We start from the raw sequence: 12,720 nt of genomic DNA on the forward strand, positions 1-12,720 counted from the left end.
ACTAAAGGTGATATTTTTCCTCTGCCAATTGATACAACCGCCGCCAGAAGAGGCGATTGATGCCTACCACAAACAGACTCATCATGCCAATGCCCAAGGTAATGCGGGGCCAATCTCCCCCTGCGGTTGCTTCGGCAATGTAGGTGCCTAGGCCCGTAGCTTTTAGAGTTGTCGCTCCCCAGGTTACGATCTCGGAGACAATGCTGGCATTCCAAGCACCGCCGCTAGCTGTTATTCCTCCAGTGACCCAGGCGGGGAAGATCCCTGGGATGATCAGCTTTTGCCAGAGCTTCCATCCCCGCAGACCCAAATTCATAGCCATTTCTCGCAAATCGGTGGGGATGCTCTGGGCGCCGGCAATGGAGTTGAAGAGAATGTACCACTGCGCTCCCAGAGACATCAGCAAAATGCTGCCCCACTCAATGCTGATCTGGGCGCGGATGAAAAGCAATGTGGCAAAGGGAAAAAGAAAATTGGCCGGAAAAGCTGCTAGAAACTGCACCACTGGCTGCAGCAGCTTCGCTAGGCGTGGATTAAAGCCAATGGCCACCCCAATTGGCGTCCAGACCACAGTGGCTAAAGCCAAGAGCACACTAACCCGCAGCAGCGTGAGGATCCCCAGGCCAAAGACTAGCATCACCTCCCCAAAGCCGACGGTGGTGGATACGAAATAGACAATCCAAACCCCAAGGCCGCCAATAGCCAACCAGGAGAGCCGGGTCAATAGCTGCTCACGGCGCCGCTCAGCCTCGGGGCTGAGGGGATCTCCCCAGCGGGGGCGGGTCAGGTAGGCCAACAGCCGATCCACCCCCTCTGCCAAGGGGGAAAACCCCCTGCCAATGAGCCGCGGGATCCGGGCGGTGGTGAGCAGATCATACAGCCAGGACTCCGGCACAGCCGCCCCAGCGCTCTGTTCCAGGCGAAACTTGTCTGACCAAGCAACCAGAGGCCGCCAGAAGAGCTGATCCACCAGCAGGATCACCACTGCCATGGTTAGGATCGCCCACCCCAGCTTGGGCAAGTCCTCGGCTTGAATGGCGGCTTCCACGTAGGATCCCAGGCCCGGCAGCGTATACTCCTGGTTGAGCACGCTAATGGCCTCGCTAGCGGCCACAAAGAACCACCCCCCGCCAAAGCTCATCATGGCGTTCCAGATGAGACCGACCATTGCCGCCGGCAGCTCCAACTGGGTAAAGCGCTGCCAGCCTGAGAGGCGATACAGGGTAGCAGCTTCCACGAGCTCTTGCGGCAAAGTGCGCAGGGACTGGTAGAAGGAAAAGGTCATGTTCCAGACCTGGCTGGTGAAGATGGCAAAGATAGAAGCCGCCTCCAGTCCCAGCAAGCTGCCAGGAAAAAGGGCAATGAAGCCAGTGACAGTAATGGAGAGGAACCCCAACACCGGCACTGATTGCAGGATGTCTAGCAAGGGGATCAAAATTCGCTCTGCCCAGCGACTTTTCGCAGCCACATACCCGTAGATCAGGGTGAAAAGAGTGGAGAAGGCGAGGGCAATGAACATGCGCAAGGTGGAGCGGGCGGCATAGTAGGGCAGCTTGCGCGGATCCAAGTCGATTCGGGGCACCACGGCTGGCGGCTGAAACTGCTCAAAAGCCCCTGCCCCCACCTGGGCCACTACCGCCAGGAGAACCAACGTGCCGAGAATGATGGCTCCATCGGCAGCCCCTGCTGGCAGCCGTCGAAGCACCTCCGGCGAAGGAAAAGTCCGCATCTCCCTCGAGGCAGCCTACGCCAGCACCCAGTGTACACCTTCCCGCCTAGCCAGAGCGGGAAGCTACCTGACTGGGAGTCTAGTGGCGAAGCTTGGGGCGGAAGAGGTGGGCGTGGTCAGGGCTGTAGAGCCGCGAGCGAGCCAAGCCACCTCCTGCCAGACCCCGCAGCACTGGGCTGATGAGATAGAGCACCGTGCGCTCTAGGCCAGCTTGCCGGCTAAGGGCAGCCATCTCCGCCAGGGATCCCAGCCAGATCTGCTCGTCCGGCCACCCCAAACGGTAGCAAATGGCAACGGGGGTATCGGCGGGATAGTGGGCTAGGAGATCCGCCTGGGCCTGTTCCACGTGGCGGGCGCTCAGGTACAGACACAAAGAGGCGCGGTGAGCCGCTAGACTGGCTAAAGCTTCTGCTTCCGGCACGCGCGTTCGACCGCTGGCACGGGTGAGGATGATGGTCTGCACCACTTCCGGCACCGTCAGCTCTACCCCTAAACGAGCCGCTGCTAGCTGAAAGGCGCTCACCCCTGGCACGATCTCAAAGGGGATCCCTGCCTCAGCCAACCGAACCAGCAGCTCGTGTAGAGCGCCGTAAAGACAGGGATCCCCATCCTGCAGCCGCACCACCCGCAGCCCTGCCTTGACCCGTTCCACAATTTGCGGCAGCAACGTCTCTAGGGTAAGGGAGCGCGTGTCGATGGCCTCAACCCCAGGGCGACAGTGGGCCAGCATTCCCTCTGGCACCAAAGATCCGGCGTAGAAGACTACATCTGCTTGCGAGAGGACTCTCTGGCCGCGCAGGGTTATGAGCTCTGGATCCCCGGGGCCAGCGCCAACAATGTGGACAGGCCAGTAGGGCGAAGGTGACTTGGGCATTGACTCTCTTTCTTTACTCTCGCAGCGTGCCTCCTAACAGTAGGAGCTAGGGGGCTGGGACGAGACGCTGCTGGAGGATTTGGGCTGCCAGCAGCATATCCAAGGGAGTGGTCAGCTTGAGATTGGACTCCTCCCCTTCCACGATGTAAACCGGCCAACCCAGCTTCTCGAATAGGGCCGCATCATCAGTTACCTGCCAACCTTGGGCCAGGGCCTCCCGATGGGCTTGCCACAGCAACGGCAGGCGAAAGCCCTGGGGCGTTTGCGCTGCCCACAGTCGACTGCGCTCTGGCGTCGCTTGGATTTGGATCCCCTTGGGGCCGCTCTCGGTCACTTTAATCGTGTCTTTGACAGGGATCGCCGCAACCAAGCCATCCACCTGCTGTAGGGCAGCGCTGCAGCGATCAAAGAGCGCCGGCGTAGCCAGGCAGCGGGCCCCATCGTGGATCAGCACCCGTTCTACCGTTCCCAGGCTATAGAGATACTCAACTCCCCTGTAAACCGACTCCTGCCGCGTGGATCCTCCCACCAGCAGCTGTACTGGCTTGGCCGGAGCAACTGCCGCTACGATGGCCTCGATGGCTGGCCAGTCGTGGGGCTGGCAGAGAATGCCAATCCACTCAATGGAGCAGGCCCGAGCTGCAGCTTCCAGCGTCCAAGCCAAAATTGGCCGGCCCAAAAGCGGCAACAGCAGCTTGTTGACTGTCGCCCCCATCCGCTTGCCACTGCCGGCCGCCGGGATCAAGAGGTGCATGAAGCTGCAAGAACATCCAGCCGCCTTCCAGTTTAAAGTAAGGGGGGGCCGCTTGGCCCCCTTCAGGATTGCCGGCACAGCAACCCTCGGCCCCGCCTCAAGACTGCTCCAAATTGGCTGCAGCGCTGACAAAATCCGGGTAGGCCACGTTGCCGTGCTCGCCCACATCCAAGCCGGCCAGCTCCTCTTCGGCACTGGTGCGCAGGCCAACGGTTGCCTTGAGGATCAAAAACAGGATCCAGCAGGTGATAAAGGGCCAGAAGAAATAGGCCAAAGCCCCCACGAGCTGCACCCCGAATTGCGCCCAGGTCACTCCTGACTCGGCATGGGCAAACCAAGGGATCCCTGCCGCCAACAGCCCCCAGATGCCACAGGTACCGTGTACTGAAATGGCGCCCACCGGGTCGTCAACCTTCAGCACCGTATCCAAAATCACCACCGAGATCACCACCAGGATCCCGGCCACCGAGCCGATGATCAGAGCCCCTCCAGGATGGACGGTATTGCACGGAGCGGTGATCCCTACCAAGCCGGCCAGTACCCCGTTAGCGGCAAAGGTCATGTCTGGCTTGCCAAAATGCACCCAGCAGGTGATCATCGCGCCAATGGCTCCTGCCGAAGCTGCCAGCAGCGTGTTCATAGCAATCCAGCCAACATCAGGGCTGGCAGCAGTGGTCGAGCCAGCGTTGAATCCAATCCAGCCAAAGGCGAGGATGAACACCCCAAGCATCCCCAGGGGCAGGTTGTGCCCAGGAATTGCCCGCGGCTCCCCGTCAGGGCCATACTTGCCAATGCGAGGGCCAACCACCATTGCCCCGGCCAATGCGGCAGCGCCTCCCACCAGGTGCACCACCCCTGACCCGGCAAAGTCGATAAAGCCCAGGTTTTCCAACCAGCCCTTGGTGCCGCCGTTGTAGTCGCCGAACAGGCCATTCCAGGCCCAGCTCCCCGAGATGGGGTAGATCAGCCCAGAGATGACGATAGAGTAGATGAGGTAGGCCAAGAACTTGGTGCGCTCCGCCATGGCCCCGGAAACAATGGTGGCGGCAGTGGCGGCAAACACCATCTGGAAGACAAAGAAAGTAAAGGGCCAGCCGTCTGCCTCGTAAGCCTGCTGCCAGCCAAAAGCAAACCAGTCGGTGCCGAGGAAGCCAACACTTTTGCCGAACATGAGGCCAAACCCGATGACCCAGAAGGCGCAGCAGCCCATGCAGAAGTCCATTAGGTTTTTCATCATGATGTTGGCAGCATTTTTGGAGCGGGTAAAGCCCGTCTCCACCATGGCAAAGCCAGCTTGCATGAAGAACACTAAGGCTGCCGCCACCAGTGTCCAGATGGTGTTGGCGTTTTTCTGGACAGCTTCGGCATCCTGAGCGAAGGCGCTCTCCTGACCAAGTAGAAAAACCAGGGAAATCGTCAGCGCAGCAGCTAAGCCCCACTGGGCTGGTCGCCAGAGCCGCTGCACTACTTGGCCTTTGAGCCTTTGGATCATCATTGTAGACATGTTTTTCGACTCACCTAGCGAGACGGTACTTTTGGCAACGCCATTACAACGAAAAGATACGCCCTGCCACCTCCCAAGCCAAGATGAGGCTGAGGTGAGAGACTGCAAAAACAGCTCCTTCACAGGGCGTCTTGGTTCATTTCACCGGTGCGGATGCGGATGGTTTTCTCGACGGGGCTGATGAAAATCTTGCCGTCCCCAATTTCGCCCGTGCGAGCTGCTGCAATTAGCTTCTCCACCACCGTATCCACCAGGTCATCCTCGACCACGATCTCCACCTTTAGCTTCTGCAGGAACTCGACGGTGTACTCGGATCCCCGATAGCGCTCAGTCTGTCCTTTCTGCCGACCAAACCCCCGCACCTCGGTTACGGTCATGCCGACAATTCCGGCATTAACCAGGGCTACCTTCACCTCATCAAGCTTGAAGGGCCGAATGATAGCTTCAATCTTCTTCATTTGCTTTCTCTGCCCCAGATAGCTCGGCTCACTTTTAGCATCGCTATCCCCCGCAAGTTGTAACTTCAGATACAGTCTTGTGACGGCGAGAGGAGCTTCCCTCTGGGACTATTAGACGAAGGCTGAGTCCTGGAGGAAGCCAGCTTGGCTGTAACGAGAGCCACCGCCAGCCACCACAGCATCTGCACCTGAGGGCGGTACCAGATGGTGTCCACCAGCCCGTGGGCCATCATGCCAGTGCAAGCCGCTAAGCCTGCGGCCACCCACAGGCCCTCGGGATCCCGGGAGCTAAGCAACCTGTTCCAGCATCTCCAGCCGTGATCCCAGAGCACCAGCAAAAACCAGGCAAAAGCCAGGGATCCAAGAAAGCCAGTCTCCACGGTAAGTTGCAGCGGCACGGAATAGGCCCCGAGGGCGCTGAAGTTGCCCCGCTGGTAGAGGGGATAGACGCGGCTAAAGGCAACATTGCCCGGGCCGATCCCCAAGATGGGAAAGTCGCGGATCATGTCCAACACTGCCGCCCAGACGTTGAGACGAAAATTGTTGCTGGTATCCAGCCTTCCCCAAAAGAGACTCCGAACCCTTAGCCGCAGGGGGCGTACCGTCAAGATCGCAAGCAGCAGCGCAGCTGCGCCCCCTCCCAACAAGGTCGGCACTGTCCATCGTCGCCAGCGGGCCGGCAGGCGGGGGGTATGCCATTGCGCCAGCAGCACCGCCATCATTCCCAGCGCTGCTAGGCCGCCAATCCAGGCGCCGCGACTGTAGGTCAGGACCAAGCAGAGGAGGTTGACGGCTGTTGTAAAACCAACTAGGAGCTTTACTCCCCAGCCTGGCCAGAGGAAAACTGCGGCCAGACCTAGAGGAACAAGCGGAACCAGGTAGCCCCCATACAGATTGGGGTTGCGCAGATAGCTGTACACCCGCGTCAGGCCCGCCAAGCCTGACTCCGGATCTACCCAGGTGGCCAGTTCTGCTGCCCCGTAAAAGTATTGCCGCAGGCCATAGACCCCCATCGCCAAGCTGACCAAAAGCAGGGATCCGACGATCCAATCCCGAAACTGCAGTTGGCGAAGCAGACGCTGCAGCAGCAGATAGCCGGCCAGGTAGAGCGTCAACTTCAGCCAGCCCTCCCGCGCTGCATAGGGAACCGGCGAAAGGATCGTGGCCAGGGTGGCAATTCCCCAAAACAGGCCTAGGGGCAGATGGACGGGCAGCCAAGTTGGGGTTTCCACCAGCCAGCCCAAGACCACAAGCGCCGCCATGGCCAGCAAAATCAGACCTAGGATGCCGGTGGAGCTTTGCGCCGAAAAGACCCAATACAGCAGCACCAGGCCCAAACCGATCCAGTCAGAGGTTTGCACCAGTAGGCTGCTTTTGCCCCAACTCCGCAGGGATCCCGACACTCGGCTTAAAAGGCTGCCCTGCCACCAGGACTCGATAGGAAAATCCCGCAGCAGCAGGCCGCGCCACAGTCGCGTTGCTCGTTCCATGGCTCCTTCCAGCGCCCTGGGCACTTGTGCTTCAGGCCTATCTTCCGAGTTTATCTCCCCAGCGAACAGGGGCAAGGGCGGGAAGGCAAGCGGGATCCCCCTTCTAGAACTCGCAGACTCATTGCTAGAGTTAGCTGCCTCGCCGACCTCGAAGCGCCCTTTAGGCAAACGAGGCTAGCGGGTGGGGCTGGGATTTCCCAACCTCTTCAGAGTTGAAAGGGGAAACCCCTGCTCCCAACTGGCCTGCATTGAAGACTTGGGGATTACAATAATGAATTTGCACACGAATAGGCCGGCCTAAACCCAGAGCAGATCCCAGGCAGCGGGCTAAAACCTGCACCTTGAACTCCAGTTCGCCAATGGTGTCCATACGCTTGCAGCCCTCCCTCCAACCCCGTCTCTAAGCTCAGCTTAGGAGAAGATTGATGATAGTTCTTCAGTGGGAATACAGAATTTGCCAAGCTAGATCATGCAAAGCTGGCGTTTTTTTAGAGAGAAAAGAAGCTGAAACTTGGCCAGGCTTTCTCCGGAAGATCCCGGATAAAGACCCGGAACCTGCCGCTGATTAACGTAAGCAAAATAACGCCTAGAGAAACTACGGAAAAAAGCTGGAGACCAAGCTGAGGGGACTTGGGGGAGTATGCCTGTCTACCTTTACTGGGGAGATGACACCTATCGGCTGATGCAGGCGGTGCACCAGTTGCGGGAGCAAGTGCTGGATCCCGACTGGGCCGCTTTTAACTACGATCGCCTGCCGCCGGAGTCCACACTGGCCGGACTTAACCTGGCCATGACCCCGCCCCTGGGATCCAACGCTCGCCTGGTTTGGCTGGAAGAGACGACGCTCACCCAGGATTGTCCGGAAGAGTGGGTAAGGGAACTGGAGCGGACGTTAGCCTCTTTACCCCCCACCACCCATTTGTTGTTGACCACCCGCAACAAGCCCGATGGACGGCTCAAATCCACCAAGCTCCTCAAGCAAGTGGCCCTTGCCCGCGAGTTTCCCCAACTGGCCCCCTGGGATGAAGAGGGTATCCTGAGGCAGGTATACAGCGAGGCCCGGCAGCGGGATCTCAAGCTCAGCCCAGAGGCAGCCCAGAAGTTGGCGGAAGCCGTGGGCAACGACTCCCGCCGCTTGGCGATGGAACTGGAAAAGCTGGCTTTGTTTACGGTCAACCAACGGGATCCCATCTCCCCTGAGCAAATCGAGGCTTTGGTGCCCGCCAGCGCCTACAACAGCTTTCAACTGGCCGCCTCCCTGCGCCAGGGCAACTTGGATCAGGCCCTGCGCATCCTGGCCCATCTTTTGGATCACAACGAGCCGGCCCTGAAGATCCTGGCGGTGTTGGTGGGGCAATTTCGCACCTGGCTGTGGGTAAAGCTATTGCTGGAGGAGGGAGAACGGGATCCCAAAGTCATCGCCCAAAAAGCAGAGATTGCCAATCCCAACCGGGTTTATTTTCTCCAAAAAGAGGTGGGATCCCTAAAAAGCTCGGCGCTGCTGCAGGTGATGCAGCAACTTTTACAACTGGAGTATCAGCTCAAGCAAGGTCAACCGGAGCGAGAAGTGTTTCAAGAGGCTCTGATCCAGATTGTGGCCATTCTCCAGAAATCCTGAGCCTTTTCGTTCAGGGACAGTTCTAGCAACGGGCAGCCTACCCACCGGGATCAGATCCTTCACCAGGGAGGATCCCTCTTCGGAACTCAGAGTAGGTAGAGCAGGATAAACAGCACAATCCAAACCCCATCCACAAAGTGCCAGTAGATCTCAGCAGCCTCGACGCCAAAGTAGTGTTGGGCGCTGTAGTGACCCGGCTTCAGGGATCGCCAAAGCACCGCCAAAATAAACAGCAGCCCCGCCGCCACATGTAGCCCGTGAAACCCGGTCAAGACATAGAAGGTGCTGGCAAACAAGTTGGTGGTAAGGCCAAACTCCAGGTGGCTGTACTCGTAGAGCTGCCCGGCCAAGAAAATCGCACCCATCAGGGCAGTGAGGGCAAACCACAGCCGTAGCCCCTTGACGTTATTGGCCTGGATGGCGGGCTTGGCCTGGTGGATAACCAAGCTGCTGGCGAGCAAAATCGCCGTGTTGATCCCAGGCAAGAGCAATTCCCGCTCCGGCGTCCCTTCCGGCGGCCAGACGGGGGCCGTGAGGCTGTAAGCCAAGTAGGCCATGAACAGGCCCAAGAATAAGCAGCCTTCCGCCACCAAGAACATCAGCAGACCAAAAATGCGATGATCTGGGTGCTCAGCGTGAGCGGTGTGGGCCTGAGTGTGGCCGGCTATCAAGGCATCAGCAGCAAGGGATCCTTGCATATTCTTCTCCACTCAAAAAATAAACCAATCGAACCTTAGAATTCCTGAGACCGTGTGGCCAGCCCAGCCGGGATCAAGACTGGAATGCCCGGTGAGTAGAAGATGGAGACCCCCTGCTAAGAAGAAGTCGTAGGCTCTGCTTCCGCCAACGCCAGCTCCCGCAAGCTCTGCAACTGGGCGGCAAAGTAATCCAAAGTCTCCTTGCTGTGCAGGCCGTAGTCGTAGGGGCCGGTCAGCAGAATGGGATCCCCGTAGAAGTTGTGGGCAGGCGGCGGGGAAGAAGTCGCCCACTCCAGGGTTAGAGCCTGCCAGGGGTTGTCTCCGGCCCTGGGCCCGGCCACCCAGGAGTAGATGGCGTTAACCAAGAAGGGCAGCGTGGAAATGGCAAGAATAAAGGCCCCCACGGAGCTAATCCAGTTGAGGTCGGCAAATTGGGGATCGTACTGGGCCACGCGGCGGGGCATCCCCATCAGGCCCAGCTTGTGCATTGGCAAAAAGCACATGTTGAAGCCGACAAAGGTTAGCGCAAAATGCACCCGCCCCCAGAACTCGTTCAGCAGCCGCCCGGTCATCTTGGGGAACCAGTGGTAGATGCCGGCATAGATCCCGAACACGCTGCCGCCGAACAACACATAGTGCAGGTGGGCCACCACAAAGTAGGTGTCGTGGACGTGGATATCCAGGGGCACTGAAGCGAGGATAATGCCGCTCAACCCCCCGATGACAAACATCGAGATAAAGCCAAGGCCAAACAGCATGGCCGACCGGAAGTGGATTTTGCCGCCCCACAAAGTAGCTAGCCAACTAAACACCTTGATCCCCGTGGGAACAGCAACGGACATAGTAGCAATCATGAAGAACACCCGCATCCAGTCCGGGGTGCCGCTGGTAAACATGTGGTGCGCCCAGACGATCAACCCCAAAAAGCAAATGGCCAAGCTGGAATAGGCGATGGCCTTGTAGGCAAAGATGGGCTTGCGGGCATGCACCGGCAAAATCTCGGAGATGATACCGAAGACCGGCAAGATCATGATGTAAACCGCCGGGTGGGAGTAAAACCAGAACATGTGCTGGTACACCACCGGATCCCCGCCACCGCTGGGGTTAAAAAAGGACGTGCCCGCCAACAGGTCAAAACTCAGCAAGATCAACGCGCCGGCCAAAACTGGCGTTGCAATGAGGGTAAGAATAGACGCTGCCAGCATGGCCCAGCAAAACAGCGGCATGTCTTCCATCTTCATGCCGGGCATGCGCATCTTCAGGATGGTGGTGATGAAGTTCACGGCTGCCAGGATGGAGGAGGTTCCTGCCAGCAAAATGCTCAGGATCCAGAGTTCTTCGCCCACTTTGCCGCTGATCAAGCTGAGGGGCGGGTAGGAAGTCCAGCCGGCAGCCGGAGCCTCTATGAACAGGCTGGCCAAAAGCAGGATCCCTGAGGGCGGAACCAGCCAAAAGGCCACTGCATTGAGCTTGGGAAAGGCCATGTCCCGTGCCCCAATCATCAGCGGCACGAGGTAATTGCCGAAGCCCCCCACCAAAGCCGGCACGATCCACAAAAAGATCATGATCGTGGCGTGCAGGGTAAAGGCGCCATTGTACCGCTCAAAGCCAAGAAAGTCCGCCTCTGGGGTAGCCAGCTCGGCTCGTACTGCTACAGCCAGCGCTCCCCCCACCAAGTAGAAGAAAAAGGTGGTCACCAAGTACTGGATCCCGATGACCTTGTGATCCGTGGAGAAGGTCAAGAAGCGCCACCAAGGTTCTGCAGGCGGCTCCAGGCTGCCCCTGGGGGCAGCAACGAGGCTAGGATTGTCCTGTAGCTGAGTCATTGCAAAAAAGCTCCTAGTTTCAGCCTGTTCCCGTTCGCGTCAGCGGGACGGAGTCCTTGTGGAGTTTGAGAGAGGTCAAATCCGCAGGCGAGACCCCCAAACGCTGGTGGTGGACTTGGGCAAAAGCCGAAGCAGCCGCAGGGGAATCAGCCAGAGGGTGATGATGGGTGGTAGGAGAGTCTGCAGCAAGAGCTAGGGCACTGCTATCGCCGCGAGCGGCTAAAAGTTGCTCCTGCTGCCAGCGCTCGAAGTCTTCTGGTCTTTCCACAATCAATTGCGTAGCCATTACCCCGTGGTAGGGGCCGCACAGCTCCGCACAAATGATGGGGTAAGTCCCCAACTGGGTAGGCACAAACTCCAGGTGGGTCTCTCGGCCTGGAATGAGATCCTGCTTTAGGCGAAATTGCGGCACCCAGAAGGCATGGTTGACATCAAGGGCCGTCATATTCAAGCGCACCCGCCTGTTGAGGGGAAGGTGGAGCTCACTAGTCACCAAGCCCGATTCATAGGTAAACAGCCAACCGTATTGCATGCCCTGCACCTGAACCACTAGATCCGGCTGGCCCATCTCTTTCCTAGGTAGCACCACAGGGGTATAGGCATAGCCCGGCTCCCCTGCCTTGGCTTCCTCGGAAGAGCCCATCCCCATGGCCGCGTGCATATGCCCGCCCACATTGGTGCCTCCGTAAATAGCCTGGTAGACATCTATGCTGGCTAGGCCCAACCAAAGGATGATCAGAGCCGGCACTGCTGTCCACACGATCTCCAACAGCACATTGCCGTGACTGGGATCCCCGTCGCCGTGCTCCCCCCGTCGCTTGCGGTAGCGGATGACACAGTAGAGGAGCACCCCTTCCACCACCAGAAAGATGCCGGTGGCGATGGTGATGGTGCTGTTGAAGAGGCTATCGAAGAGGGGAGCTGAGTTGGCTGCCGCTTCGGGGAGGAGATGGTGATTCTGGCCATACCAGAGGCTGGCTAGGGCTAACAGAACCCCAATCCCCACCAAAAGGATATTTTTGAGGGCACTCACAGCTGCTCATCCCCCTGCTACTGCCTGCCCACTCCAGCAGATTCTGTCAGCAGAGCCAGAGCAGGCTTGTACTCATTTCCATTCAACTTGCAGGAGCTGGAGAGAAGTGTCTGTCCTTAGGGATCTTTTCGGGATCTCGGTCGGAGCGCCGGATCCCTAGCTTCACAGCGGCCGTCTACTGAGGAAGCGTAGCTCAGCACAAAGAAATTCTTAAAAAGCCTTTGCCAACCGCAAAGCCACATTTAGAATCCGTTGCAGAAAGACCTCCCCTCTGCCTCTGAGTGGCTACTAACCCAGCTAGTGGGCAGCTAGATAGGCTGAATTCGGTAACTGAAATTACCATTGGCTGTTGGTCTTGACTTTTTAGTGCAGAGTGTTGACCTCTCTCTAGAGGCAGATCTGATTGAAGTATTTTTTCAACTGCAATGGACCCCTCAATTTCTCGATCTCACCTCCTCTCTTCTTGTCCCGTTCGCGCCAGCGGGCCGGAGGCCTTTCCCTTGCCAGGGAGGGAGATTTCCCTGCGCATGGGGCGAGCTTTGCTGGGTCTAGCAGCGGCCACTTGGCTGTTGATGGGGCTAGGCAGTGCGACTCGAGTTATGAATGCTGGACTTGCCTGTCCAGACTGGCCTCTCTGCTATGGAGAGCTGCTGCCCACCGAGCAGATGAACCTGCAGGTGTTTCTGGAGTGGTTTCACCGCCTGGTGGCTGCCGGTGTGGGCTTGGCCACGCTGGT

Annotated in this window: 12 protein-coding genes; 2 read left to right on the plus strand and 10 right to left on the minus strand. The window is 58.4% G+C overall.

Annotated features, from left to right (window positions below; genetic code table 11):
- Position 1: 1 nt before the first annotated feature.
- From NW814_RS09670 to NW814_RS09700, 7 genes are all read right to left on the minus strand, one after another.
- A complete protein-coding gene (locus NW814_RS09670) occupies positions 2-1,729 on the minus strand; it encodes an ABC transporter permease (RefSeq protein ID WP_414406134.1) in 1,728 nt (575 codons plus the stop codon).
- 79 nt (positions 1,730-1,808) lie between these two features.
- Positions 1,809-2,603 (minus strand): precorrin-4 C(11)-methyltransferase, encoded by a 795-nt coding sequence (cobM, locus tag NW814_RS09675; RefSeq protein WP_414406135.1) that lies wholly within the window; start codon positions 2,601-2,603, stop codon positions 1,809-1,811.
- Between the two features lie 46 nt (positions 2,604-2,649).
- On the minus strand, positions 2,650-3,357 hold the full coding sequence (gene ispD / locus NW814_RS09680; protein ID WP_414406136.1) for a 2-C-methyl-D-erythritol 4-phosphate cytidylyltransferase: 708 nt from the start codon (positions 3,355-3,357) through the stop codon (positions 2,650-2,652).
- 97 nt (positions 3,358-3,454) lie between these two features.
- Positions 3,455-4,861, minus strand: a complete 1,407-nt coding sequence (locus NW814_RS09685) for an ammonium transporter (RefSeq protein WP_414406137.1) — start codon at positions 4,859-4,861, stop codon at positions 3,455-3,457.
- Between the two features lie 119 nt (positions 4,862-4,980).
- Complete coding sequence (locus NW814_RS09690) at positions 4,981-5,319, minus strand: P-II family nitrogen regulator (RefSeq protein WP_414406138.1); 339 nt, start codon at positions 5,317-5,319, stop codon at positions 4,981-4,983.
- Between the two features lie 65 nt (positions 5,320-5,384).
- Positions 5,385-6,809: an IctB family putative bicarbonate transporter gene (locus tag NW814_RS09695; protein WP_414406139.1), complete on the minus strand. Its 1,425-nt coding sequence runs from the start codon at positions 6,807-6,809 to the stop codon at positions 5,385-5,387.
- A gap of 160 nt (positions 6,810-6,969) precedes the next feature.
- Positions 6,970-7,179, minus strand: a complete 210-nt coding sequence (locus tag NW814_RS09700; protein ID WP_011430354.1) for a hypothetical protein — start codon at positions 7,177-7,179, stop codon at positions 6,970-6,972.
- Positions 7,180-7,449: 270 nt separating this feature from the next.
- Between NW814_RS09700 and holA the strand changes: the two genes are divergently transcribed.
- A complete protein-coding gene (gene holA / locus NW814_RS09705; protein WP_011430355.1) occupies positions 7,450-8,427 on the plus strand; it encodes a DNA polymerase III subunit delta in 978 nt (325 codons plus the stop codon).
- 86 nt (positions 8,428-8,513) lie between these two features.
- On the opposite strand, the gene NW814_RS09710 is transcribed toward holA, so the two are convergent.
- The 3 genes from NW814_RS09710 to NW814_RS09720 form a co-directional block, all read right to left on the minus strand.
- A complete protein-coding gene (locus NW814_RS09710) occupies positions 8,514-9,125 on the minus strand; it encodes a heme-copper oxidase subunit III (RefSeq protein WP_011430356.1) in 612 nt (203 codons plus the stop codon).
- 116 nt (positions 9,126-9,241) lie between these two features.
- Positions 9,242-10,951 carry a cytochrome c oxidase subunit I gene (ctaD, locus tag NW814_RS09715; RefSeq protein ID WP_414406140.1) on the minus strand — a complete coding sequence of 570 codons (1,710 nt, stop codon included), beginning with the start codon at positions 10,949-10,951 and terminating at the stop codon, positions 9,242-9,244.
- 19 nt (positions 10,952-10,970) lie between these two features.
- The gene (locus NW814_RS09720; RefSeq protein ID WP_414406141.1) at positions 10,971-11,984 is read right to left on the minus strand and encodes a cytochrome c oxidase subunit II; all 1,014 of its coding nucleotides are present in this window, start codon (positions 11,982-11,984) and stop codon (positions 10,971-10,973) included.
- 527 nt (positions 11,985-12,511) lie between these two features.
- Here NW814_RS09720 and NW814_RS09725 point away from each other — a divergent pair.
- On the plus strand, positions 12,512-12,720 hold a 209-nt coding region (locus NW814_RS09725), incomplete at its 3' end, for a COX15/CtaA family protein (RefSeq protein ID WP_414406142.1).

The sequence above is a fragment of the Synechococcus sp. R65.1 genome (genome assembly GCF_047461755.1).
GTDB lineage: Bacteria > Cyanobacteriota > Cyanobacteriia > Thermostichales > Thermostichaceae > Thermostichus.